Origin of the sequence: Polynucleobacter kasalickyi, assembly GCF_900176405.1 — a bacterium.
GTDB classification, from domain to species: domain Bacteria; phylum Pseudomonadota; class Gammaproteobacteria; order Burkholderiales; family Burkholderiaceae; genus Polynucleobacter; species Polynucleobacter kasalickyi.
In genome coordinates this window covers 136,218-160,180 of sequence record NZ_FWXJ01000002.1, presented here as the reverse complement: position 1 = coordinate 160,180, position 23,963 = coordinate 136,218, and the positions used below count along the sequence as shown (strand labels likewise).

The 23,963-nt window shown below is 41.1% G+C and carries 26 protein-coding genes and 1 pseudogene; 17 read left to right on the top strand and 10 right to left on the bottom strand.

Features of this window, described 5'->3' with window-relative positions; genetic code table 11:
- Nucleotides 1-82 precede the first annotated feature (82 nt).
- On the bottom strand, nt 83-988 hold the full coding sequence (locus B8983_RS02795; protein WP_084282462.1) for an NAD(P)/FAD-dependent oxidoreductase: 906 nt from the start codon (nt 986-988) through the stop codon (nt 83-85).
- A gap of 172 nt (nt 989-1,160) precedes the next feature.
- Here B8983_RS02795 and B8983_RS02790 point away from each other — a divergent pair, with 172 nt between their 5' ends.
- The 3 genes from B8983_RS02790 to B8983_RS02775 are packed head-to-tail and all read left to right on the top strand — an operon-like array spanning nt 1,161 to nt 3,742.
- Complete coding sequence (locus B8983_RS02790; RefSeq protein ID WP_084282460.1) at nt 1,161-2,141, top strand: tripartite tricarboxylate transporter substrate binding protein; 981 nt, start codon at nt 1,161-1,163, stop codon at nt 2,139-2,141.
- A gap of 16 nt (nt 2,142-2,157) precedes the next feature.
- Complete coding sequence (locus B8983_RS14310) at nt 2,158-2,724, top strand: UGSC family (seleno)protein (protein WP_273701414.1); 567 nt, start codon at nt 2,158-2,160, stop codon at nt 2,722-2,724.
- The gene (locus B8983_RS02775) at nt 2,696-3,742 is read left to right on the top strand and encodes a hypothetical protein (protein WP_084282456.1); all 1,047 of its coding nucleotides are present in this window, start codon (nt 2,696-2,698) and stop codon (nt 3,740-3,742) included. Before B8983_RS14310 ends, B8983_RS02775 begins: the two co-directional genes overlap by 29 nt.
- Before the next feature lie 79 nt (nt 3,743-3,821).
- Here the strand turns inward: B8983_RS02775 and B8983_RS02770 are convergent, their stop codons facing one another.
- The 5 genes and pseudogenes from B8983_RS02770 to B8983_RS02750 form a co-directional block, all read right to left on the bottom strand.
- Nucleotides 3,822-4,574 (bottom strand): hypothetical protein, encoded by a 753-nt coding sequence (locus B8983_RS02770; RefSeq protein WP_084282454.1) that lies wholly within the window; start codon nt 4,572-4,574, stop codon nt 3,822-3,824.
- Between the two features lie 11 nt (nt 4,575-4,585).
- On the bottom strand, nt 4,586-5,374 hold the full coding sequence (locus B8983_RS02765; RefSeq protein ID WP_084282452.1) for a hypothetical protein: 789 nt from the start codon (nt 5,372-5,374) through the stop codon (nt 4,586-4,588).
- Between the two features lie 646 nt (nt 5,375-6,020).
- A pseudogene (locus tag B8983_RS02760) lies at nt 6,021-7,415 on the bottom strand (hypothetical protein); the annotation flags it as partial.
- 12 nt (nt 7,416-7,427) lie between these two features.
- Nucleotides 7,428-7,748 carry a hypothetical protein gene (locus B8983_RS02755; protein ID WP_084282449.1) on the bottom strand — a complete coding sequence of 107 codons (321 nt, stop codon included), beginning with the start codon at nt 7,746-7,748 and terminating at the stop codon, nt 7,428-7,430.
- Nucleotides 7,749-7,773: 25 nt separating this feature from the next.
- Nucleotides 7,774-8,745, bottom strand: a complete 972-nt coding sequence (locus B8983_RS02750; protein WP_159460791.1) for a tripartite tricarboxylate transporter substrate binding protein — start codon at nt 8,743-8,745, stop codon at nt 7,774-7,776.
- 164 nt (nt 8,746-8,909) lie between these two features.
- On the opposite strand from B8983_RS02750, the gene B8983_RS02745 reads away from it, so the two are divergent.
- From B8983_RS02745 to B8983_RS02690, 12 genes are all read left to right on the top strand, one after another.
- Entirely contained in the window at nt 8,910-9,863 is a 954-nt protein-coding gene (locus B8983_RS02745; protein WP_159460790.1) for a Bug family tripartite tricarboxylate transporter substrate binding protein, read from the top strand.
- A 26-nt stretch (nt 9,864-9,889) separates the two neighbouring features.
- Nucleotides 9,890-11,311, top strand: a complete 1,422-nt coding sequence (prpD, locus tag B8983_RS02740; protein WP_084282443.1) for a 2-methylcitrate dehydratase — start codon at nt 9,890-9,892, stop codon at nt 11,309-11,311.
- A gap of 99 nt (nt 11,312-11,410) precedes the next feature.
- Nucleotides 11,411-11,977: a hypothetical protein gene (locus tag B8983_RS02735; protein WP_084282441.1), complete on the top strand. Its 567-nt coding sequence runs from the start codon at nt 11,411-11,413 to the stop codon at nt 11,975-11,977.
- 173 nt (nt 11,978-12,150) lie between these two features.
- Nucleotides 12,151-13,125: a Bug family tripartite tricarboxylate transporter substrate binding protein gene (locus B8983_RS02730; RefSeq protein ID WP_084282439.1), complete on the top strand. Its 975-nt coding sequence runs from the start codon at nt 12,151-12,153 to the stop codon at nt 13,123-13,125.
- A gap of 1 nt (nt 13,126) precedes the next feature.
- Nucleotides 13,127-13,672 (top strand): VOC family protein, encoded by a 546-nt coding sequence (locus B8983_RS02725; RefSeq protein ID WP_084282437.1) that lies wholly within the window; start codon nt 13,127-13,129, stop codon nt 13,670-13,672.
- Nucleotides 13,673-13,713: 41 nt separating this feature from the next.
- Complete coding sequence (locus B8983_RS02720; RefSeq protein WP_084282435.1) at nt 13,714-14,601, top strand: fumarylacetoacetate hydrolase family protein; 888 nt, start codon at nt 13,714-13,716, stop codon at nt 14,599-14,601.
- Nucleotides 14,602-14,611: 10 nt separating this feature from the next.
- Nucleotides 14,612-15,010 (top strand): VOC family protein, encoded by a 399-nt coding sequence (locus B8983_RS02715; protein ID WP_084282434.1) that lies wholly within the window; start codon nt 14,612-14,614, stop codon nt 15,008-15,010.
- 29 nt (nt 15,011-15,039) lie between these two features.
- Complete coding sequence (locus B8983_RS02710) at nt 15,040-15,921, top strand: polysaccharide deacetylase family protein (protein ID WP_084282432.1); 882 nt, start codon at nt 15,040-15,042, stop codon at nt 15,919-15,921.
- Between the two features lie 15 nt (nt 15,922-15,936).
- Nucleotides 15,937-16,911 carry a Bug family tripartite tricarboxylate transporter substrate binding protein gene (locus tag B8983_RS02705; RefSeq protein WP_084282430.1) on the top strand — a complete coding sequence of 325 codons (975 nt, stop codon included), beginning with the start codon at nt 15,937-15,939 and terminating at the stop codon, nt 16,909-16,911.
- A 14-nt stretch (nt 16,912-16,925) separates the two neighbouring features.
- Nucleotides 16,926-17,705 carry an SDR family oxidoreductase gene (locus B8983_RS02700; protein ID WP_084282428.1) on the top strand — a complete coding sequence of 260 codons (780 nt, stop codon included), beginning with the start codon at nt 16,926-16,928 and terminating at the stop codon, nt 17,703-17,705.
- A 92-nt stretch (nt 17,706-17,797) separates the two neighbouring features.
- Nucleotides 17,798-18,610: a DUF6088 family protein gene (locus tag B8983_RS02695; protein ID WP_084282426.1), complete on the top strand. Its 813-nt coding sequence runs from the start codon at nt 17,798-17,800 to the stop codon at nt 18,608-18,610.
- A complete protein-coding gene (locus tag B8983_RS02690) occupies nt 18,597-19,358 on the top strand; it encodes a nucleotidyl transferase AbiEii/AbiGii toxin family protein (RefSeq protein ID WP_084282425.1) in 762 nt (253 codons plus the stop codon). Before B8983_RS02695 ends, B8983_RS02690 begins: the two co-directional genes overlap by 14 nt.
- Before the next feature lie 49 nt (nt 19,359-19,407).
- On the opposite strand, the gene B8983_RS02685 is transcribed toward B8983_RS02690, so the two are convergent.
- Nucleotides 19,408-20,106, bottom strand: a complete 699-nt coding sequence (locus B8983_RS02685; RefSeq protein ID WP_084282423.1) for an outer membrane protein — start codon at nt 20,104-20,106, stop codon at nt 19,408-19,410.
- Between the two features lie 124 nt (nt 20,107-20,230).
- Nucleotides 20,231-20,968 (bottom strand): GntR family transcriptional regulator, encoded by a 738-nt coding sequence (locus B8983_RS02680; RefSeq protein WP_084282421.1) that lies wholly within the window; start codon nt 20,966-20,968, stop codon nt 20,231-20,233.
- Nucleotides 20,969-21,095: 127 nt separating this feature from the next.
- Here B8983_RS02680 and B8983_RS02675 point away from each other — a divergent pair, with 127 nt between their 5' ends.
- Together B8983_RS02675 and B8983_RS02670 are read left to right on the top strand one after the other, a co-directional pair.
- Nucleotides 21,096-21,527, top strand: coding sequence for a VOC family protein (locus tag B8983_RS02675; RefSeq protein WP_084282419.1), 432 nt, complete (start codon nt 21,096-21,098; stop codon nt 21,525-21,527).
- A gap of 29 nt (nt 21,528-21,556) precedes the next feature.
- Nucleotides 21,557-22,564 carry a Bug family tripartite tricarboxylate transporter substrate binding protein gene (locus B8983_RS02670; RefSeq protein WP_084282417.1) on the top strand — a complete coding sequence of 336 codons (1,008 nt, stop codon included), beginning with the start codon at nt 21,557-21,559 and terminating at the stop codon, nt 22,562-22,564.
- Nucleotides 22,565-22,722: 158 nt separating this feature from the next.
- On the opposite strand, the gene B8983_RS02665 is transcribed toward B8983_RS02670, so the two are convergent.
- The gene (locus B8983_RS02665; RefSeq protein WP_143736073.1) at nt 22,723-23,418 is read right to left on the bottom strand and encodes a hypothetical protein; all 696 of its coding nucleotides are present in this window, start codon (nt 23,416-23,418) and stop codon (nt 22,723-22,725) included.
- An 86-nt stretch (nt 23,419-23,504) separates the two neighbouring features.
- The gene (locus B8983_RS02660; protein WP_143736072.1) at nt 23,505-23,795 is read right to left on the bottom strand and encodes a hypothetical protein; all 291 of its coding nucleotides are present in this window, start codon (nt 23,793-23,795) and stop codon (nt 23,505-23,507) included.
- Nucleotides 23,796-23,963 lie beyond the last annotated feature (168 nt).

Sequence of the window (23,963 nt, the reverse complement as noted above, 5' to 3'; positions counted from 1 at the left end):
TCCAGTTGCTTAAAATAATAATTACATACAATTGTATACAACTGTATGTAATGTTCATTTAATTTTATTTAAACTATTGTTTTTATTGAATAATAATATTATTACAAACACGCCTAGCATCTTCTAATGCATCAGATAACAGCCCATTTCCACCTCGTACTGCACCAATGGCCCATATGTTTGGCAAGGAAGTAGATAACTGATCGTTGGTCCAGACACGCCCTTGGCTATCCAACTGAATGTCTTTAGGCAGAAATTGTGTATTGGGCTCTAAACCAATAAATGGGAAAACGCCTTGGCAAACTAAGGTAGTTTGGGATTGATCGATTGAGGATTGAGTGATGACTGAGTGAACACCTTGATCCCCTAATATTTCTACAACCGTCGTTTGATAGTGTTGCTCAATATTTTCTGTAGCTAAGACTTTGCTTCTCAACACAGCATTACCACCCAGCGTATTACCACGGATGAGCATGGTGACCTGCTTGGCATATTCGGCAAGAATTAATGCTTCTTGCATAGCGGAATCTCCCCCACCAATCACGACCACATTACTACCGATAAAAAAGGCTCCATCACAATCAGCACAATGTGAGACCCCACGACCTTCAAACTCTATTTCGCCAGGGATTCCCAAAGACTTTAACTTTGCTCCACTGGCAATTACCACATGCTTTGTATTGAGTTCCATCGTGTCACTGCGTACGAGGTAACCTGTCGCCGCTGGTTCAATACTAGTGACAAACTCAGCATAGCGCTCGACTTCCAAGTCCATGATTTCCATCAAAAAATTGGAAGAAAAATCAGCCCCAGAAGACAATTCACCTTGTGGATGAGGATCTAATTGAGTAATGGTCAGCACTAACCCACCAAAGGTATACCCTTCGAAAACGGCAACTCGTAAACCCTTTTTTGCCAGTTCCAAGGTCACGCTCAAGCCCGCAACCCCTTCACCAATCACCACCACATCTAATGTCTCGCTCATCATATAAAACCTGTCTCTTTATCTCGTTTTAGTTTCTAAATTTCATACAATCATTAATGTGTACAATTGTATACATTAAAACGAAATGCAATTTCAGTCAATTTGGAGATACACTAGTAGAAACATAAACTAGCTTGACTAGAAATCAAAAAATAACGAGACAAGTACGAATCCTATGAATTTAGATAAAAGATCTTTTACTAAATGTATTTTTGCGGCTATTTCCTTTCCTATCCTTAGTATGAGGACTTTTGCGCAAGAAGTTTTTAAACATCGTTTTCCAATCCATCTCATCGTCCCCTATCCTCCAGGAGGTGCGGGAGATATTATTGCGCGTCTGTTTTCTCCCTCATTAGGTGAGGCTCTAAAACAGCCCATCATTATTGATAACAAAAGTGGTGGTGCGCAAATGATTGCCACAGACGCTGCTGCCAAAGCTAAGCCCGATGGCTATACGTTATTTTTTGCCAGCACAACCCATGGCATTAATCCCGGTTTTAAACGTCCACTCCCATATGACACGATCAAAGACTTTGCCCCAATTACCTTAGTCGGCAGTACGCCACTTATTTGGGTAGCCCACCCTTCGTTGAAAGTAAAAACTATTCAAGAGTTGGTTGCCAAAGCGAATACGATGCCTATTTATTATGGCTCTGCTGGTCCTGGCTCTGGTGGGCATTTAGCGGTGGAACTATTTAAATTTATGGCGGGTATTGATTTAATTCATACGCCTTACAAAGGAACTGGTCCCGCATTAAATGATTTACTAAGTGGGCAAATTCAATTACTTTGTACAAGTCCCATTCCAGTTCTACCTTTTGTTAAAAGTGGCAAATTACAAGCACTGGCCATGACGAGTCCAAAACGTTCGGCGATTGCGCCGGATTTACCAACCATTGCTGAAAGTGGTTATCCGGATTATCAAGCCTCTTTATGGTACGCCCTAATGGTGCAAGCAAAAGTCCCATTAGCCATCCAGCAAGTGATTTTAGAGGGGGCTACTAAGGCCTTACAACAACCGGAAACCATCAAAACCTTTAAGGAGCAAGGGATTGATATTTTGAATTTATCACCCAGTGCGACGGATCAATTTATTCGTGCAGAAATCGATCGATGGACTAAAACGATCGCCTATGCAAAAATTCAAATAGACTAATCAATTAGGACCTGAAATGACAAAGACTGTTACCTTGTTTAACCCTACAGCCAGCAAAAAAGAATCGTCGACTCCACTGGAAAATAAAGCCTATGAACACCAAATTCAAACAGTTGGCTTTATTGATAATTCCAAACCTAACTTTAACTTTTTAGCGGATGAATTAGAAACTTTACTATTGACTCGCTTAGGTGTAAAAAAAGTCATTCGCGAAAGAAAGAACGCAGCATCCCTTCCAGCACCTGCTGAAATGCTAAAGAGAATGATTGAGGAGTGTGACCTAATTATTGCGGGCTCAGGGGACTGAGGGTCCTGTACGTCGTGGAGTCTCCAGGACAGTATAGTTGTTGCGAAACAAGGTAAATTGGGCATGGCACTTTGCTCGTCTACATTTATCAAATTAGGTCGATCGCAAGCGAAGGCTTTAGGCGTTCCAGCTTTGCCGATCTTAGAAGTACCACATCCTTTCGGTTTAAAAACAAAAGAAGAGATTAAAGAAATAGCGCAAGACTGTTTGCAACAAATCGAACACTACTTACAATTTGGAACAACGCATGCAATCCCCCCAGTCCCCAAAAATTGATTTGGAAGATGATTTAGAACTCATCAATGATTACTATTCTGCGAATCATTGGGGAGATGGTTTACCCATCATTCCGCCAACCCAGGAACGTATCAACAAGATGCTGGGATCTTTATTACCCTTAAAAGATCAGGTTGTCACTCATCTGCCACCTGGATATGGCGATGCCACGATTGAATTGATTGCAGTCAACGCCGTGATGGCCGGCTGTAAACCCAAAGATTTACCGATTATCATTGCCGCCACCGAGGCAATGGCAGATCCAATATTTAATTTATCAGCACTACAACCAACCACCAATCCAGTTGCAATTTGGGTGATTGTCAGTGGGGCAATCGCGCATGAAAACCGATTTAATATGGGCCTCAATTGTTTAGGTGAAGGCAACGCAGCGAATGCAACCGTTGGTCGAGCTATCCGCTTAATTCTTAGAAACCTCGGTGGTGCGTTACCAGGTGAAATGGACCGCTCTACCCACGGACAACCAGGTCGATACACCTTTTGTTGTATGGAAAATGCCGATCAAACGCCTTGGGGATCTTTTCATGAAGCAAGAGGTTTTGATAAGACGCAAACTTCAGTGACGGTCGTAGCCATCGAAGGAACCATGAATATGAATTCGCACGCAAAAGATGCGGATGAACTCATACAGGTATTTGCCAAAACCATGATTCACCCACCTAGCAATGAATATACCCACGGCGGTGAACCATGGCTCATCGTTGGACCGGAGCATGCAGAAATTTTAGTGCGCAAAGGATATAGTAAATTACAAATACAAGAAAAACTTTGGGAGCTCAGCAAGATGCCAGGATTTGAGATGGCACAGCGTGACTTTGTTAGAGCAATACATTCTCGCAGTGCTGAATTGGGTGCACTGAACACTGACTCGCTGCTACCGATTTCTAAAAAACCTGAAGAGATTCAACTGTTGGTGTGCGGCGGACCAGGCACACACACCGTTTATCTTCCTAGCTTCGGTAACTCGCGGGCTGTCTCCCGTCTCGTTGAAAACTAATCTCCACTCTTTTTAAAAGTTTTTCATAAATCATGCATTATTAATTTTTCTGGTGCAATCACTGATGCCAACAACAAGATTACTGCAAGGAGTTATAAAGTAAAAGAGCATTCAAGTCAGCATAAGATACAGCGCTTTTATTTGCAGCTGGCAATACTATGCTGTTTAGAGTGGTTACTGCAACTGCTCCTGCAACATCAAGAGCCAAGGCTTGGGCTTGAATTGAAGTCAAGGCACTAGAAGCATTCGTTAAATAAGTCATCTTTTCGTTCAAGGTTAGCGCAGTATTAAAGCTATTTGCAAGTGCATTAAAAGAACTATCAGGAATGTAATCAATACCATTTACTACACGGGTTGTGCCATCAATTGCGGATAGCAGACGATTCATACCAGAGCTTCCCGTCATAATTGCAGTGATTGCAAAGTTTCCTCCAGCATCGCGTAAAGCCATGGCTGCTAAATCATAATTAGCTGAATCGACTTGTACCCAACTATTTGCGGATGAAACAGCGCTTGTAAAATTATTTATCCAAGTAATCTGTCCAGTTGAACTGTTGTAAGTCGGGGCATTGATGGATGACGTATTCAAATTTTTAAGGTCAATTGAAAGAGTTAAATTCTGCGCGGCTTGATCTAACAAAGCAGTAGCAGTGGGATCATTTAATGCAAAGGCGGTTCCTACCGCTTTAAATGCATTAACGACACCAAGTAAATTTGTTACTACGGGAGCAACGGCAACCGATGCTGGTGCTACAAATGTAAATGCTGTAGGCGTAACAGCTATCACAGAAGTTGAGATGGATAATAGTGATATTAAAATTAGCTTGTTCATTTGATATTTCCTTAGTGATTAAAAGTATCTCTCGGATCAAGTTTTGGTAGAACCTTATCATTCGAGATGATTGATGGTATTTCAACTGCTTTCTCCGGTAAGCCTGGAGAATTTTGCACACGGCGAACGATAATACGTAATTCCTTGGTAGCTATTTTTAGTTTTTCTTGAAGCTCAAAAGTGGATTCACCCATTTCAATGGCATCTTCAAATTCTGCCTGTAAGTTCCCTAATCGATCTTTAGCAACTTGCAAATAAACTGATGGGCTCGAGGTTCTAATGGCTCTTTCAACATCTGGATTTTGTAGCATCATGACTACTGCCGCATTGCCAAAACCTAAGGCAGCCATGCGCTGACTATTTTTTAATAAAACACAATTTTCATCAACATACGTCTTACCACCAGCAAGACCAAGTCCGAGAATCGAGCCGGATGCCGAAATTGAGCCTAGACAAACATCACTGCCTGAAGCAGTTAATCCAGGGGCATACATCGTAGGAACAGAAATAACCTCTGATGTAGTTTTTCCTGGAATATTTGTATTCACATTTCCATAACCACCAGTGACAGTCGTTGCGTTCTGCTGAGAACCAATATTGGTCCCTAATAAATTTGATTGCCCTCCACCTACAGTTGTATTGATAGCTGATGGACCAGTTGAATCAAGATTATTAGAAGTCTGACTTGTTACTAATGTCGAAAATAAAAATAAGACGAGGAAAAATACTAAACGGATGACTTTCTCCAGAAAAGAATATCGATAAGCTCCCACAGAATTAATATCTTTCGCATACCGCAATCAATCGCTCATGAAATAGAGATTAACAGATGGCATGTAATACAAAATTGAATTTACTAATTTAGTTAAAACAACAAAAAAATATCCAAAAGAATGCAGTTGTTAATGAAACAACGCTCAATTTAGTTGTAATAACTCGTTAATTTGAAGGAGGAATACTACCTACTCTAATTCGCTAGAGAGGACGACTGTTACGCTGGATTGAAAAAATCAAGAGCCGTAACAGTTATCGGCTCTGACCTTATTTACACCATACTCTATTTATGGCGGAAAAGATACAAGTCTTACAAGTTTTTACAAAGAGGATGACTCAGCCACCCAGTAATAAATAGAACCATGGTGGTAAATTGGCTCATAATTGATCCAGAGCATACTAAAATCCAAGAGCACACTGGGTACTGCATATTACAAATCCAGAAAAAACTCTGGCAGCTCAGTAAGATGCCAGAAATTTAAAATGGCGCCGCATGATTTCATCAGAGCGATACACTCTCGTAGTCGCGAATGAGGTGAACTCAATACAGACTCGCTAATACCAATTTCTAAAAAACCTAAAGGGATGCAACTGTTGGTGTGTGGTGGACCAGGCACACACCGTTATCTCCCTAGCTTCGGCAATTCACGAACGGTTCCCCCTCGTCAATCATTAGTCAGCCTGTTTTTTAGGATTTGGCCAAGTTGCAGGTAAGTTGATTTTCCTACTTGTTGGCGGTCCTTGAATATGATTGCCCATATACGCTCTTGATTGATTACGACCAGGATCACCAGCCACAATAATTTCGACCATACTAGGATGAATAATCACATTCAGTAGTCGTTCAGGATCATCCGATTGATAGTATTCCTCGGGTAAGATCCCGCCTTCTACCAAATTTTTCAAACTAAAGGTTGGAGTACTTGTCATCTTTGCGTAATGCGTAATCTTTTGCGCTGTGACTTTGATGTGATCATATAAATATTGTCTGACCTGATCCTTCGTCCATTCTTTAGCAATGACTTTCGCCACACTAGGACTAGAGACAATTAATGGATTCCACATGCCTGTTTTAAAGCCGGTGTGAGCCCAGTAAGTGAAACTACTACCCACTAAATCAGCCCATTGTTGCACATGGTCAATGGCTCGATCACCAGCACTATAAATCGGTGATGAAATACTCACTACGCTATGCACCGTCACAATATTTTCGCTTGCATCAAAGCCACGATCCTGAGCATAGGTCGGCCAACCGAATTCACGAGCACTGTCTTCATCTTCTGCCATTGCGACCAAAAAGCTTTGCCCAATACTACCTTTATCACCAGCTCCCGGAGGAATCCGATAGCCGCAAATATTGCGGAGGTACATTCTGACAAAACGACCAATACTAGTATTGGATTTTCTACCAAAACGCATCATTCCCTGGCCAAAATTAAAGTCGAGATCCTTAATAATTGGACCACCTAAAATGACAACCGGCTCCCAACCAGGCGTAGATCCACAATCTTGAATTCTGAAAACCGGATCGCTCATGGCCTCAATAATGGCAATCAAGATTGGCATATATTCTGGTTTACAACCTGACATCACACCCGTTACCGCAATTGACTCAATCGAAGCTTCCCTACCCTCTTGAGGCAAGACCGCAATCACTTCTTCGGGAGAGCGATCCGTAAAGGCCAAGAATGACTCAACCCGATGTTTCGTTGGCGGAATAATTGGTAAGCCATCGGTCCACATCTTTTGATAAAAGTAATCTTGCACTTCATCTAAGGTGCCAGAAAAAACCACTTTTTTGATATCTGGTTGCTCTTCTTCATTGTCTAAAGTTTGAATCTTACCAATCAGCCCCTCTAACAAACCAGGGGCTAAAGACTCTTCCACCTTACGGATTAATTCTGCTTCACTATCCACCATCGGCGCACCTGGATAAACGCCAATCGCTAAAGGGACACCAAGACCTTTAGAAACCACCTCAGCCTGTTTTAAAAAGCCAGAACCAATGATGGATGCAGTTGGTATTCCTAATTTCTCAATCAAAGCTGCTGCCCGCAACACGGCGGGAGTACAGCTACCTCAGGCACCAATGCCGACAATGGCAGCGTCGGCTTTGAAATGTTTTAATTTATCCGCAATCGTGGCCGTCACTTGATGTTCACGAGCACCATGAAAATTACCAATTTCGGTATAAGGGACAAACTGTACATTGGGAAATCTTTTTTTAATATATTCACGAACAAGTGGGTAAATCACTTCGCCACGAAAAATCACATCCCATAACTCAACAATCACTTTGCCATTTAAATCTGGGATACGTTTTGCGGCCAGTGTCTTTTTTACGGCACGTTTAGATATTGGCCAAACCACATCATATTTTGGTTCTTGCTGATCACTCATTCACTGATTCTCCACTTTAAAATTATCACAATCCTGCTTGCTTGACGATACGGCTATATTTGTCCATCTCTTTTTTCAAGAACGTATTAAAGTCATTGGGTTTATTTCCCACGACAGTCATGCCCTCTTGATTTAGTTTCTCTTTGACTTTCGGTGTGTTTAACGCTACGACAACCGCTTGATTGACTTTATCTAAAAGCTCTTTAGACGTTGATGCAGGTGCCAATACCCCATACCAATTCATCATATCGAAACCTGGTAATTCCTCGGCGATAGAGGGTAATTCTGGATCAATACTTGATCGCTGTGGACTCGTCACAGCAAGTGCACGAATCGAGCCTTCAGCAATTAATGGCTTGGCTTGCAGGATGTTCATAAAATAGACGGGGACAATGCCACCCATTAAATCAATCACCGCAGGACCAGCTCCCTTATAAGGAATATGGACCATTTTGGTACCAGCTTCTAAATTAAAAAGTTCTGCTGTGAGGTGAGGTAAAGAACCCATCCCTGCAGAAGCATAGTTGAACTGATCAGGTTTAGATTTGACCAGACTGATTAATTCACGTGTGTTCTTCACTTTTACGTTCGGGTTCACCACCAAAACCAGAGGGCCCGACGCAAGCATTGTTACCCCGGTTAAATCCTTCTTTTGATCAAAGGGTAAGTTCGGGTAGATGGAGGGATTGGCTGAAAAACCTGCCGGTACAACGAGTAATGTAAAACCATCACCAGCCGCTTTTGCCACGAAGGCAGAGCCAATTGAACCATTAGCACCATTACGGTTTTCTACCACTACGGGCTGTTGTAAGAGTTCACCAACTTTCTGACTAATTGCTCTCGCAATAATATCAGTGCCTCCACCAGGTGGATAGGGAACAATTATTTTAATAACGCCCGAGTTCGGAACATTCAGATTATTAACGCCAGTTTGTGCATTTACAGAGATACTGAGACAAAAAGAAAGCACGAGCCAAAAATATGACCCGAACTTCATACCATTCGAAAAAGAAAACCTCTCTACAAATGCATGCATGTCTCTAAATAATTTTTTTAATTGATATAAATCTTAACTCATTTATGATGAGAATTGAAATATAAAAAAAATTAAGCGATGGAGATAGACTACCGATGTGCAATTGTTTCACTTTAAAAAGAGTTTTGTCACTCCTGACTCTTTGCCTCACGTTCTTTGCTCTGATTAGCTCAGCATCCAATTATCCGAATAAAACGATCCGCTTAGTCGTCCCATTTGAACCGGGTGGTAGCTCAGATATTACTGCGAGAATTGTCGCTAGTGAAATGCAAAAAACACTAGGCCAAACGATCATTGTTGAAAATCTAGGAGGAGTTGGCGGTAGTCGTGGCTCAGAGGTAGTCACCAAGTCGAGTCCGGATGGTTATACATTGCTGTGGGGAAATGTTGCGCCGATCGCCATTAATCAACACCTGTATAAAAACCTCAATTACGACTCGCAGAAAAACTTGATTGCGATTAGTTTGGCTACCATTTTTCCGAATGTTCTAGTTGTTCAGCCTGGCCTAAAATCAAATACGTTCGCCTCTTTTATGGCTCAGAGTAAAAAAGAATTCAGTAACTTGACTTATGCATCTGCCGGCAACGGTAGCTCAACACATTTAGCCGGTGCTTGGCTGAACGATCTACTGGGCTCGAAATGGCTTCACGTCCCATTTAAGGGCGGTGGTCCGGCGTTGTTAGCAATCGCCTCTGGTCAAGTCGATTTTTACTTTAGTGCGATTCCTTCAGCCTTACCATTTATTAGAGCGGGTAAAGTATTTCCGCTCGCAACGACGGGTAAAGTTCGTGACCCATCCCTGCCGAATGTACCCACCATTGCTGAGCAAGGTTTTCCTCAATTTGAAGTGATTAATTGGAACGGATTATTTGCACCAGCGAATACCCCCCCAGAAATCATTCAACAATTAAGTAAATCCATGATGGATGCATTAGTCTCTCCCATCGTCAAGGAAAAGTTAACTGCACAAGGTGCCATTGCGATGCCAATGAAACCTCAAGAGTTTAGTAAATTTATTAGTGAAGAATCTATTAAATGGGAAAAGTTAGTCAAACTTGCTCATGCTTCCATTGAGTAATCACCACCATAACGAATGAACAAGTAATGAATCCTATGAAATCTGATCCACTCTTAACCACTATCGTAGATTACGTTTATTCAGAAAAGCCCTTTTCGAACCAAGCTTATAAAGTCGCTAAATTATGTTTGTGGGATTCTCTTTCTTGCGCCTTAGCCTCTTTCAATGAAGCGGATTGTTTAAGACTATTAGGTCCTTATGTGCAGGGTACGATTGTGCCAAATGGTGTACCAGTATTTGGCACCAACTATCGGCTCGACCCCATCAAAGCGGCCTTTGATATGAGTGCAATGATTCGTTGGATGGACTTTAACGATACTTCCTTCGCTGGTGGTCACCCATCTGATGCCATTGGTGCCATCTTATCAGCCGCCTATGTGAGAAGCCAACAACTAGTTAACACCGATTTAGCAGAGCTGACCATGCAAGAGGTTCTGCATGCCATTATTCAATCCTATGAAATTCAGGGGATGATTTCGTTTGCGAATAAATTTGACCAACCTATTGTGGCGCTTGATCATGTCATTGGTGTAAAGATCGCCTCCTCAGTGGTTGTTACTAAGCTCCTTGGTGGTTCAAAAGAAATGGCCTTAGCGACTCTTGGCAATGTCTTTATGGACGGCGGTACATTGAATGCCTACCGTCACGTCCCTAATGCGGGACCGCGAAAAAGTTGGGCTGGAGCAGATGCTGCGAGCAGAGGCTTATGGCATGCATTGAATTCCATTAAGGATGAGCCCGGCTACCAAACTCCCCTCAGTGATCCCAAATGGGGCTTTGAAAAAGTATTTTTAGATGGCAAGCCAATCACAATCGCCGAGACCCTAGGCAGCTTTGTCCTTGAAAATATTATCTTTAAGTTTTACCCATGTCAGAGAAATGTTTCTACCGCCTTGGAAGCAGCGATTCAACTATACCCATGGCTCAACCATCGTTTTGATCAAGTAAAAAAGATTACGATTTATTCACATGATGAGGCAATTCGACGCACCGATAAACAGGGTCCTTTGACAACCAGAGCTGCCCGTGATCACTGCATGCAATATATCGTTGCCATTGGGCTCTTAAAAGGTCAACTAACACTTGATGATTATTTAGATGAGACAGCAAGTAATCCATGGATTGATGCTTTACGAGACAAAATGGTTCTGATTGAAAACCCCATTTTTAGTCAACATCATCACGATATTACGATTCGGAGTTGTGCGAATGCCATGCAAATTGAATTAGTCGATGGCACTCTTTCGGAATTGATGCAAGTTGACTTTCCACTAGGTGATCCCATTCATCGTGACCGTGCAGCAAAAGCCATCATCGATAAATTTCATATCCTAACCAGTCCTGTTTGGTCGGATGAACGGAGAAATCAAGTGCTCGAATGGATGATCAATGATGAGCAGTTTTTAAAAACCTCAGTTTCAGAATGGATGAATGAGTTACAAAATTGAAATTGCGTTGAACTATCTTTGACTATTTCATAATGTGGAATAGCAATATGCTAGGCTAGTTATAGGAGTAAAAAAACCTCAACTAAGCTGGAGCTTTCAATGACATTCCAAACATCTGAAAAATTTCTCTACCAAGGCAAGCAGTTATTTAGTCATGATGAACCACTCGCGAGTCACCCTCATGCGCCTGAATTTTTAGCCGTTACCAGTATGTGCTGGAGAGGATATAACGGGAGTTGGAGCATTCAAAAAAAGAAATTATTTTTAATCAAGCTAGAAGCCTACATCAAGCACCCCACTGCGCTTCGTGAACGACGTGTAATCAATCTACAGGGGGAAGCAGATGAACTTTCGTTTGATATTGTTTGGGAACCAATGGCGATGAAGGCCAATTTAAAAGCGATCTTCCCACAAACTGTGAATAGAAGATTATTTGCTGATTGGTTTACTGGCGAGATTCATTTCGGTCTTGATGATGGCATTGGTCAAGGAATGAAAAACGCCTACAAGACCTATCAGACTCTTCGCTTTGAAAAAGGGATATTGGTCAATGAAACCATTCGACTCTCTGAAGTAGTTTATCCAGCCATCTCAACCGAAGCATTCATGGCAAGTTTTCAAGATGTACCCAGAACTAGAAGAGGTCTTTATCGATCCGTTAATTAGCGCACTCTCGGTAGGATTCAATAGCATCATCAGGATCAAACTAAACCTAGGGAAAGTACTAACTTCATGGTCCATTAGGCAATCTTAAACTTCGCCGGTCAAAACAATTTCCTATTGAAAAAAAATTTGTATCATAATAAATAAAATTACATAACAAATTACGAGACAAAAATATGCACTTTAAAATAGTTGTTCTATTTTTCCTTGGGCTATTGCAACTTCACTGTTTTGCCCAAACGAGCTCATGGGTACCTAACAAACCTGTTCGATTAATTATTCCCCAAGTAGCTGGTGGCGGAGCAGATGCTATTGGCAGAACGATTGGCCAAGCTCTATCCGAAAAAATTGGCCAACCGGTTATTGTTGATAACCGTCCTGGGATCAACGGTGGGCTGGGTGTCGATGTACTAATGAATTCCCCAGCGGACGGTTATAACTTAATTTTAGTTTTTACCTCTGTGATGGCAATTAACCCGGCCGTTTATGAAAAGATTTCCTATAGTCCTTTAAGAGACTTGAAACCCTTGGGCTCTGTTTGTGAAGTACCTCTCGTGATGATTGCTAGTTCCAAAGTGCCAGCCAATACGATGGGTGAGTTAATTACTGCATTAAAGAAAGATTCAAAAAGTGTTTTTGGCTCTTCCGGAGGTAATGGTTCTTTTTCCCATATGCTCCTTGAAATGGTCAATACCAAAGCAGGCGTAAAAATGTCCCATATCCCGTTTAAAGGTGAAGCTCCGGTGATTGCTCATATTTTAAGTGGCCAAGATTCGATGATTTATATCAGTACCCCAGCAACCATCATTCCTCATATTCAGTCAGGTAGACTCAAAGCACTAGGTGTCACTACTGCGCAACGCATGCCCCAGATACCCAACATTCCGACCTTTATGGAAGGTGGCTTGCCTGATTTTAACGAAAGCTTTTGGTATGGTTTAGCAGCCTCGGCTAATACTCCTAGCCATATTTTAGAGGCGTACTATAAAGCAGTAAATGAGACGGCTAATACAGACACATTACAAACGAACTTAAGCAAATTAGGTTGTAACTCTCTACCACTCAAAGCCAGTGACTTCACTGAAAAAATTAAATCGGATATCGCTAAGTACTCGGTTATCGCAAAATCTGTCAATATGAAAGTAGACTAGTATGGCCAAAATTCCACAAATTAAACATTTAGGTCTGTATGTCGATGATCTAGAGAAAATGGAAAAATTTTATACCTCGGTGTTTGATTTAATCGTGACCGATAGAGGTCAAGTTCCTAGACTGGGAAATCGCAATATTAGCTTTATGAGTGGTAGCGATGATGCCCATCATCAACTGGTATTGATTGATGGCAAAGACCCTGCCAGTGGTCCTAGCGTGGTGTTTCAGATGTCCTTTATTGTCGAGGAACTAAACGATTTACGTCGTATTGAAAAAAGACTGATCGAGCAAGGTATTACGAATATTACGCCAATCACCCATGGCAATGCATGGTCTATCTACTCATTTGATCCTGAGGGTAACGGCTTGGAAATCTATCTGGATACACCATGGCATGTGGCCCAACCCCATGGTAAACCTTTCGACTTGTCGCAAACAGATGAAGCCATTTATGCCTTTACGGAAGAATTAATTCGAGATAACCCCACCTTTACTGACCAAGACACTTGGCGTAAAGCCATGACCAACCGTATCAACGCCATTTAATCCAACCACTTAATCTATTTTTACAAACAAGGAAATCATCCATGAAGTTAGTATCATTCTTACATGCAGGTAAAGCGCACTACGGTGTTTTAAAAGGTCAACGCGTCATTGATTTAAGCGTTCGCTTAGGCGGTCTGTACCCAGATATTATTAGTTTTATTGCGGGTAATGGTCAAGCCGTTGCTGAGTCAATGATCAAAGAGTCTGACGGTGATTTTGATTACGATGGTTTACATCTGTTGCCAGTAGTACCAAACCCAGGAAAAATCTTTTGTGCTGGCCTGAATTATCACGACCATGTGGATGAAGCGAATCGCGCGATTGGCAATCGTAAAGCACCAGACCGTGCCATGATCTTTGCCCGCTGGCCAGAGTCTTTAACTGGACACCTCCGTCCCATTATGCGTCCGAAGGTTTCACAAATGTTGGACTGGGAAGCCGAGATGTTAATCGTGATTGGTAAACCGACGGGCCGATATGTGCCGAAAGATAAAACCTTAGACTACATCTTTGGTTACAGCTGTATGAACGAAGCCTGTTTAAGAGATTATCAGCGTCACTCCAGTCAAATTAATCCGGGTAAAAACTTTGAACAAACCGGCGCAATTGGTCCTTGGTTAGTTACTGCGGATGAAATTGCTGATCCAATGAATCTGAATATCGAAATGAGGCTCAATGGTCAAGTGATGCAAAAAGCCAATACTTCACAAATGATTCATTCAATTCAAGCGATTATTGAATACATCACCGAATGGACCACATTACAGCCTGGCGACATTATTGCTTCAGGCACTATGGGTGGCGTAGGCTTTGCTAGAACCCCGCCAATTTTCATGAAACCTGGTGACATTGCCGAGGTAGAAATTGAACAAATTGGTATCCTCAGAAATACAATTGAGGATGAATCAACGACGCTAGGACCTCTGTAAGTAAAGAAACATGGCCAAGCTGAGACATATCGCAATTGCCGCAGAAAATCCCTTTGAAACAGCGGAATTTTATAAAAAAGCATTTGCATTCACTGAGGTTGGCCGAAAAGAATTTTCTAATCCAGAGACATCCTACGGTGTTTTTTTAAGTGATGGCACGATAAGTCTCGCCATTTTGCACTTTGGCTGGGATCAAGGTCACGGGATTGATTTTCGAGGCATCCATCACTTAGGCTTTGTAGTAGATGACTTGGATGGAGTAACGCAAGACTTAGAGTCCATGGGTGCAAATTGCTTTGAAAAGCGACCGAAAAATACGCTTGGCTATTCAGAAAATAAATTTATTGGTCCTGACAAAGTCATCTTTGACGTCGTTGATCAACCGTGGCTTGGAGCCACAAAAGATTAGATTAAAACAAACTATAAATGGAGATGTAAATGTCACACCCTTTTGATATTCATGCTGGCGGTAAAGAAATCCATCCTCCAGCTGACTTTATGTGGCCCGGCAATAAAAAGATGGGCGTTGTATTCCGGATGGCCTATGAATGGTGGTCTGATGGGGCTTGGCCTGGAATTGGACCAATGGGTAACCCCCTCAAAGGTGGCGTACCTGACCTAAATGCGGTTGGTTGGGCAGAGTATGGTCATCGCCGTGGCGTAGAGCGAGTTCTTGAAATTTTTGAACGCCACCACGTGAAAGCTTCTATTTTAGTTTGCGGCATCATGGCAGAACGCTATCCAGAGGAAGTGAAGCATATCGCAAGCCTAGGACATGATATCGTTGCTCACTCTTATGCGATGGATGTTATTCCCGCCCTCTTAGATGAAAAACAAGAGTTAGACAACATTAAACGCACTACCGATTTAATCGCCAATGTCATTGGTGCCAAGCCCAAAGGATGGATTAGCCCGAGAAGTACGCCAAGTGTGCGTACTGCGAGATTATTGGCACAAGAGGGGTATATGTGGCACAGCGACACCTTAAATGATGACTTACCCTACTTGGTTGATTTTGGAGAAACGTCGATTGTCGCAGTACCAGGTACCATGGAAGTGAACGATTTACCGATGTTCATGCGCCACGGCCAACCACCCCGTGTCATGGTGGAAATTTTCGAGGATTGGCTTGAATATGTTCGCCAGTGGGAAACTCGTGCAATAAAAATTGATCCAACTGTGCATGCGCATGTATTTGGCAGACCAGCAGGGGCTGGTGCATTTCACCGCATTTTAGAAATTGCTACGCAAGCTCCTGATGTCTGGGTCTGTACCCGTACTGAAATGGTGGAACATTTCTTAAAAAGTATCCATCGCTAAGATAGAACGCCATCAATGAAAGTTTTTCTAAAATTCGGTAAGAGCTATTTATTTCTTGCAAGTTTTTTAATATCAGCAATTGGCTTGACTGCGGAGACCTATCCCAACAAGCCAATCCGCTTGATTGTGCCCTTTGAGGCTGGTGGTACGTCCGATACAACCGCGCGGACCATGGCTCAAAAACTTGAGAAGCGCTTAAAAACCACGATTGTGGTGGAAAATAAACCTGGGGCAAATGGTGCTATTGCCACTGCATTTGTGGCTAGATCACCGGCAGATGGTTACACCTTATTACATACAACGCCCGCCTTTATCATCAACCCCCTTTTAAATAAAAAATTAGGCTACGATGTATTTAAAGATTTTGCCCCTATTACGAACCTTGCGATGGGCACTGGTTATGTCATGGTAGTGAACGCTGCCTTACCAGTGAAAAATCTACAGGAATTTATTAACTACGCGAAAACGAATAAGATTTCCTATTCCTCACCTGGGGTTGGGAATGCCTTACATTTGGCCTCTGCGCAATTTACTGAATATACAGGTTTAAATGCCCTGCATATTCCCTACAAAGGAACATCCCCCGCATTACTTGCTGTGGCATCTGGTGAAGTTGATTTCATGATCTTACCCCCCACCATTGTGCATTCTTTCATTGCCACCGGAAAGGTGCGACCCGTTGCATTTACGGACTCTCAACGGTCGCCAGATTTTCCGAATCTCCCAACGATGCAAGAATCTGGTTTAAAAGAATTGAATATTGCAGGAACATGGCTAGGATGGTTCGCCCCAGCGAAAACACCTCAACCCATTATTCAACAAATCGCCCAAGAAATTAAAAATGTCCTGCAAGATCCAGAAATGAATGAATTTTTAACAACTTCTGGATTTAGACCAGATGGACGTAACCCGAGTGATTTTGATAAGTTTGTAAAATCGGAGTCGAAAAGAATTGAGGCAGTTTTAAAAAATGTTACTTTGAATGAGTAAATCTGGAGATAAAAATGGATCTAGGCATCACCGGTAAAAAAGCAATTATTTGTGCATCATCAAAAGGACTTGGTAAAGCTTGTGCCCTGTCATTATCGAAAGAGGGGGTAGAGGTTTTTATCAATGGTCGTAATGAAGCAACTGTATTAGCTACCGTTGAAGAAATTAAAAATATTACCGGCAATCAGGTTCATGGTGTGGTAGCTGACATCACTACTGAAGAAGGCAGAAAATTATTGTTAAATGCTTGTCCTGATGCAGATATCCTCGTGACCAATAATGCCGGCCCTACTCCTGGTAAATTTTTAGACTGGGGACGCGAAGACTACCTCAAAGCATTCGAATCGAATATGCTTGCTCCGGTACTGATGATTCGTGGTGTTTTAGCAGGGATGCAAGAAAGAAAGTTTGGCCGTATCATCAATATAACTTCCGCGATGGTCAAGTCCCCCCTCTCCCATCAAGGCTTATCTACTTCCGCGAGAACCGCCCTCACCGCGGTTTGTAAAGCCATCTCAAGGGATGTTGCCGTTGATAATGTCACCATCAACAATCTATTACCTGAGCGGATTGATACGGGTCGTCAAATACAAATGACCGAGCGGCAAGCGAAAATCGATAATATTAGTTTTGATGAAGCACGGGCCAAAATTGCACTCAGTATTGCTGCCAAACGTTTTGGAACAACTGAGGAGTTTGGCGATATTTGCGCCTATTTATGCAGTAAACAAGCCTCATTTATTAGTGGTCAAAATATTCAAGTTGATGGTGGATCTTATCGAGGGATTGTCTAGATTTTTGTTCTAGATCTCACTGAAAAATAAGCGCAGAATGCGCTGATTATCAAACAATTGACATTGTTAGAAAAACGTGCAAAATTTCTAACATGAGCACTTCAAACAAGATTCGTTCTAGGATTGCAGAATTGCCTAAAGGGGTAGTCTTCTCTAGCGCTGATTTCCTTTCAGTTGGGACCCGTGCATCTGTCGACCAAACACTTTATCGGATGGTGAATGCCCATGAAATAGTGCGAATTACAAGAGGTTTATATGGCGTTACCGGTGATATTGACTTAAATTCTATAGCGCTTGCTGTTCAGAAAAAAACCGGCGAACGAATAGGTTCAATAGTTCCAAAATCATCTTTATCAATAAGTGTTGTAGTACCAACTTCCGGGCAGTCTCGTACTGTTATTTCCGGTGATTATCAGGTAGAGTTTCGTCGCATGAGTCCTCGAAAAATAAAACTTTCTCAAACCGCAAAAGGTCTAGTGTTGTTAGACTTATGGAACCGAGGCGAGAAGCATCTCAACACGATTCAAATAAAGAATGCTACCGCAGATTGGTCACAAGAAGAGATAGATCGTTATGCATCAATCATCCCTGAATGGTTACGAGTTGCCATTTCGCATAGCAACGAACCAAGAAAATCAATCAAGATTGGCCTATCTGGAGCCTACGATTGGTCAAGTACGCAAATTAACGATCATGCTCTCATTACTAAAGTGTTGGAAAAACATAAGTTCGAAGATGTAGTTCGACTCTGTTACTACTATGGTGTTGCGAAAGTCAAGAGAGTGTTCCAACAACACCCGTTGGATCCAATGACAACTGCGAGTGTGGCGAGAATGCTAAAGAATATTAGTAAGGGCTTCAATAGTCTTAGCCTCGTAAAAGGTAAAGTTTATGCTAATGCTTGAATTCTTGCCAATATCAACACAAAAAAACTTTGCTCGACTCAAAGAAGATGCTCGTCTAGCAGATTTCACCCTCATAGGAGAAACTGCACTAGCCCTCCAAATCGGTCATAGAAGTAGCGAAGATTTAGACTTCAATATTTTTGGTCAAGTCTTACCTATAAAAGCGATCGACGAAGTCTTAAATGATTTGGAAGCTCATGGTGCAAAAATTGAAAGTCTGATAACGCCAGCACAAAAATCACAATTCAAAATCAATCACTCAGATAATTTAGACAAATACATTCAAGACTATTTGATTGACGGTGCAAAAGTTACGTTTCACTCTCGCAGTGAAAATGATAGACCGAAACAACAGATTGCTTTTTTACAGTCCACACCCAAACTCAGCGTCTCCAATCAAGGCTTCAACATCCTTGGTGTAGATGGTCTTTTTGTGATGAAAAGTATCGTTGTTTACGATCGCATTAAGTCTCGTGACATTTACGACTTAATGATATTAACCAGAGACTTCGGCTACACAATTGAGCAAATTATCACAGCAATCAATGCTTACCAACCCATAAGAGATAGAGATCCAGAGCGTTTTAAAAGTGTTGTGACCGGAATCATACCACTTGATAAAAATGATGAAGGATTTTCTAGCATCCATTTAAATGTCAACATTGAAGACATTTATAAATACTTCAAAAAAATGATTGATGATTATGAAGTTAATTTAGTCAAGACCATAAAAAAAAATCTCAACTGATCGTTTTTAGTAATAAGTTACAAGACCATATTACATCTTCTCTTACACCTTAAAAACGATATCCAATACCAACTAAAGCAGAAAATCCTAAAGCTTTTACGTTAATACTGGTACTGGCAATACCTGCATATGGCCCATTGATATTTGCAGTATAGTCAACGAAATTGGTATACAACCCTTCTGCAAAAACATACAAATGATTTTCTAAAGCTTGCTTATAGCCCACTCCCAAAGTGTAACCGCCAACAAGGACACTCGTAGGGGGAGTAATTTGATCACTATAGATTAATGATGCTATTGATAAAGCAATTTTTCCATAAATCAGTTGAGTACTTGATAACTCATAACCAGGCATCACCGAAAGATTAAGAGGATTCTTCATTTGATAAGAGCCAATTAGTGAATTTGGCACAGCAATACCTGGCAAATTTGTTGTGACTTTACTATTCGCCGAGCCAGAGGTCGTCGGCATAAAATCGATACTCAAACCTAATAACCATTTTGGATCGACTCTAAAGTTATAACCACCACCAATATTCCCAGTGAATACCGATAAATTATCCGTTGAAAAATTTTGTGGATAAACACCAGTCTGATTTAACAGAGTACTCGTTTGATTAAATGAAGATCCAACGTTGGTATACCCAATTGCCCCTTGTAAAAAGTAGCCTTCAAATACTGATTGCGCTGATGTACTTCCGATAAAAGTAAAACTGATGATCAAAAAGAATGATTGTAATTTTTTCATAAAAAATACTCTACTGTATTAAAAGGGCTTTTGAATAGCATGTAGCTATAAAAAAGATTTTTACTCAACTTTGACGGTAATGATGCACCCCCTGAAATCAGAGGAATAAATCGTTACTTTACTATTACTCTCTGAGCCCGATTTCATTTTGATAAACACTAATTAAAGTGTTCACGTAGCGATTACGAAACTCAACCACTTCATCGCCGTAAGTATATGCATAGCGGCTAATCTTCAGCACTGGATCAGTTTTTTTAAGACCTAATTCTAATCTCACAAATTCAGGAGCTTGCATTGCCTCGACTTGTTCATTAATCCGCACAATCGTCATCATAAACTGCGATTGATAGAGTGAATAAATAGAACCTGGTCTGTTTTCAAACTCATTTTTAGTGAGCTTCAAAAATTTCTTTTGCGGCAACCAAATACGATCAAACATCGTAGGCTTGCCATCAATGAGCCTCAAGTTATCTATCTCAAACAATGCTTCACCCACCTCAACACCTAAAGCGTTACCAATCTCCTTATTTGCCACTATTTTCTTGAAGGAAAGGAGCTTTGGCTCGATCTGCATTTCGCTATTCGATCGATTAGAAAAGTTAAAGAAAGTACTAAATTGGTTTTGTTTTTCATGCGTCGAAACAGTGGTTCCAATTCTTGCTCGTCTGATTAGTACTTGTTCTGCTACTAAGTCTTCTACCGCTTTTCTAACCGTCCCCACACTCACTGAAAATAATTTTGCTAACTCCGGCTCGGTCGGAATTTTTTCTCCTGGCTTCCACTCGCCATTTCTAAGTTTTATCAGAATGAGGCTTCTTACCGTGTTGTAGAGAGGTTGATCCAAACTGCCGCGTTTATTCATGTAAAACGTTCCTTTAGTGAGGTAGAACTTTTGCAATTTTAATTGAAAATACTACTTGACAATATTTTAATCATATATATGATTAATATGATTGAACATGACTAACTATTTTTAAAAGGAAACAACTATGCCAAATATGATTAAACATATCGCCATGCGCGTCATCGATATTGAAGAATCAAAGAAGTTTTATGAAAGCGTCTTCCAATACAAGCACGTAAATACAGTATTACGCAAGGGTAAGCATGGTGACCATATTTCCTGTCACATGACAGATGGTTATATGGATTTAACCTTGATTCATTATGAGTCTGATGATTCTGATGAAGCAAATTTTGCAGGACCTGCACCATGTATTCATCACATTGGTATGGAAGTTGAAGATTTAGATGCCTTTATTCAAGGTGTAAAAGATAGTGGTGGCGAAATCTTAACGGAGCCAGGTCATTTACCAGTGAAGTTTAGATCACCAGGTGGACCAGTAGCTGAAGTAGTTCCTATGAAGCGTTGGGAAGCTGAAACTCTAGCAGCTGGCGTACACGGAAAAGTATTGGCTTAATAAAAATTTGAAAAGCTTGGGGATATAAAATGCCAACTATTTCTAAGAACAGAAGAACCTTATTGCAATTGGTAATTGCGTCTATTGGTTCTTCCTTCATAGCTAGTGAGAAATCATTTGCTAAAGATGCGTGGCCAAGCGCCAAGCCAATCAAATTAATTATTCCAGCACAACCAGGCGGTGGATTGGATTTAATCGCCCGGACAATGGCTGATAAACTTTCTCAAGCCACAGGCACTTCATTTATCTCAGAGAATATTGGCGGCGGAGGAGGCACCATCGCCAGTCTTGCCACTTCTAGAGCAAATCCTGACGGTCAGACCTTCATGGTGGTCAACATTAGTACCCATGGTACTAATCCAGCAATTAGAAATCTACCTTATGACTCCATGAAAGACTTTAACCATATAGCAATGGTTGGTGGGTCGCCGAATGTTTTTGTGGTCGGTCCAGAATTAAGTAAGCTCGAATCGATTGAGGCATTATTTGCCGAGTTGAAAAAGAAAGGTAGACCCATCAGTTATGGTTCCGCTGGGCCGGGTACTTCGTCTCATCTGCTAGTTGAGGAACTAAGTGTTGCCACGGGAATTCCTTTCTTACATGCTCCTTACAGAGGAATTGGCCCTGCTTTAGTGGATGTCATGGCAGGTCGGGTTGATGTGGCCTTTCCGGGTCTCATCGCTGCTTTACAGTTCATTAAAGGTAATCGTTTAAAACCCTTTGCTGTCACTTCTCAAGTTCGCATGCCTCAAATCCAGAGCGTACCAACTTTTACAGAAATTGGTATGTCTGAATTTTCAAGTTTGCAATGGTATGGCATATCTGGACCAGCAGGCATCCCTGCTGAAATTGTGAATAACTTAAATGGTCACATTAATCGTATTCTCAAAGACCCTCAAATCATGGCCAAGTTTGAAGCAGAGACACTAAATGTAATGCCAATGACACCTCAACAATTTACAGCTTACATTGATAAAGATTTAAACAAATGGAAGAAGTTGGTAAAAGAACGAGGAATACAAGTTGATGGTGCTTAAGCTGATCGACTGCAAAGCATAAATTCTGTCTTAGAAAAATACTTACACGTCAAAAGTATCATGACAATTTCTAAAGTTAGGCTTGCAAAAATCTAAATTGGAAATGAGTTTTAGGTAAATTGAATGTCATTTTGATCATTGCTCCTAAACTCTCTAAATTAGAGAATATGCTTTAAACCTGTATATATCGATATTGATGTGGTACCTAATGCAACTAAAGTCCCTCCATACTCATTAAGCTTCTTCATGAGATGGTGAAGTGATTCTGGTGATAACTCACCGATACCAAATATACCCGTTAAGAATTTTATTAATGGTTCAACTTGGGCAGATCTTTTTGGGTGCTGTTGGTTATAAATCATTCCACCAATCAACATTCCAGTTAGAAAACTAAATGCAATACTTGCGGCATACTCGAGGACCTCGCGCCACTCAAATAGATTCTGCGGCAGAACCGGCGATTGATCAACGAGGCTAGTTATCCAACACATCCCTATCACAGCAGAAACAGCTAAAAATACTGCTCCCAAAAACCAAGTCCATATATTCCGCCGTCTCGTGCTAAATAAGACATATCCGAATGGCAACGGAAGCAACATCGAAAGAATTCTCAAATAAACCATCTTAGTATCATAAACAACTGTGATGATGTCATGAGCACCAATCAAGAGCATTAATGGAATTACCAAAAATAATAGTACATCAAGGATTGTTCCTTTCATACCCCTACTGTTATAACTTTTAATTTCATACTCTTCAATTAAAGCCTCAAGCTCAGTGATTCGCTTATCATTTTTTTCTTGATTTATAAGTTCTGCTATTTGAGACTCTAATTCTGAAAGCTTAACCATCATTGGCTTAAAGAGATAAAGATCACGAGTACAAACTTTACAAACTACTGCCCCTTCAGCAACCTCAGATAGACAATACGGACAATTCATTATTTAGCTACAACCAAAGTTAGAAGTAAATTAGTTTCTCGCCCTTCAGAATCTTTTACAGATATTCGAATTAAATGACTACCAGGAGGTACTTCTGCTTTGACAAAATCAATTCCATTCGCTGAAATTGCATTTTTTAATCGTGGGGTTAAATCGACAAAAGGTGATTTCAAATACAATACTTTGACTGAATCTAAATCGATTTTAGCTTCACCTCTTGCCTCAAAGCGTACCTTCAAGTCAAAAGGAGCAACTACTTGAGCATCCGCATTAGGAAATTCAAGTTTCACAACCGGTCCTCGTGATATACCCCTCGTAGCGGTAATATTGGTTGCTGGGGGAAGGGCTGCTTCATTTAGGCTTATCAATTGGGCAGCTGATATTGTTGTGCTGAACAAAAAACAATTAAAAAAAATTAAAGCTAACTTTATGGGATTCATTTTTCTACTTTTTATAGA

Coding starts and splice junctions, on each gene's coding strand:
- B8983_RS02690 (WP_084282425.1), top strand. CDS start 18,597: ATGCTAATGCTTGAATTCTTGCCAATATCAACACAAAAAAACTTTGCT.
- B8983_RS02700 (WP_084282428.1), top strand. CDS start 16,926: ATGGATCTAGGCATCACCGGTAAAAAAGCAATTATTTGTGCATCATCA.
- B8983_RS02665 (WP_143736073.1), bottom strand. CDS start 23,418: ATGATGGTTAAGCTTTCAGAATTAGAGTCTCAAATAGCAGAACTTATA.
- B8983_RS02790 (WP_084282460.1), top strand. CDS start 1,161: ATGAATTTAGATAAAAGATCTTTTACTAAATGTATTTTTGCGGCTATT.
- B8983_RS02730 (WP_084282439.1), top strand. CDS start 12,151: ATGCACTTTAAAATAGTTGTTCTATTTTTCCTTGGGCTATTGCAACTT.
- B8983_RS02755 (WP_084282449.1), bottom strand. CDS start 7,748: ATGAGTGATCAGCAAGAACCAAAATATGATGTGGTTTGGCCAATATCT.
- B8983_RS02670 (WP_084282417.1), top strand. CDS start 21,557: ATGCCAACTATTTCTAAGAACAGAAGAACCTTATTGCAATTGGTAATT.
- B8983_RS02715 (WP_084282434.1), top strand. CDS start 14,612: ATGGCCAAGCTGAGACATATCGCAATTGCCGCAGAAAATCCCTTTGAA.
- B8983_RS02695 (WP_084282426.1), top strand. CDS start 17,798: ATGAGCACTTCAAACAAGATTCGTTCTAGGATTGCAGAATTGCCTAAA.
- B8983_RS02770 (WP_084282454.1), bottom strand. CDS start 4,574: ATGAACAAGCTAATTTTAATATCACTATTATCCATCTCAACTTCTGTG.
- B8983_RS02795 (WP_084282462.1), bottom strand. CDS start 988: ATGATGAGCGAGACATTAGATGTGGTGGTGATTGGTGAAGGGGTTGCG.
- B8983_RS02750 (WP_159460791.1), bottom strand. CDS start 8,745: ATGAAGTTCGGGTCATATTTTTGGCTCGTGCTTTCTTTTTGTCTCAGT.
- B8983_RS02675 (WP_084282419.1), top strand. CDS start 21,096: ATGCCAAATATGATTAAACATATCGCCATGCGCGTCATCGATATTGAA.
- B8983_RS02735 (WP_084282441.1), top strand. CDS start 11,411: ATGACATTCCAAACATCTGAAAAATTTCTCTACCAAGGCAAGCAGTTA.
- B8983_RS02720 (WP_084282435.1), top strand. CDS start 13,714: ATGAAGTTAGTATCATTCTTACATGCAGGTAAAGCGCACTACGGTGTT.
- B8983_RS02685 (WP_084282423.1), bottom strand. CDS start 20,106: ATGAAAAAATTACAATCATTCTTTTTGATCATCAGTTTTACTTTTATC.
- B8983_RS02725 (WP_084282437.1), top strand. CDS start 13,127: ATGGCCAAAATTCCACAAATTAAACATTTAGGTCTGTATGTCGATGAT.
- B8983_RS02775 (WP_084282456.1), top strand. CDS start 2,696: ATGCAATCCCCCCAGTCCCCAAAAATTGATTTGGAAGATGATTTAGAA.
- prpD (WP_084282443.1), top strand. CDS start 9,890: ATGAATCCTATGAAATCTGATCCACTCTTAACCACTATCGTAGATTAC.
- B8983_RS02705 (WP_084282430.1), top strand. CDS start 15,937: ATGAAAGTTTTTCTAAAATTCGGTAAGAGCTATTTATTTCTTGCAAGT.
- B8983_RS02680 (WP_084282421.1), bottom strand. CDS start 20,968: ATGAATAAACGCGGCAGTTTGGATCAACCTCTCTACAACACGGTAAGA.
- B8983_RS02710 (WP_084282432.1), top strand. CDS start 15,040: ATGTCACACCCTTTTGATATTCATGCTGGCGGTAAAGAAATCCATCCT.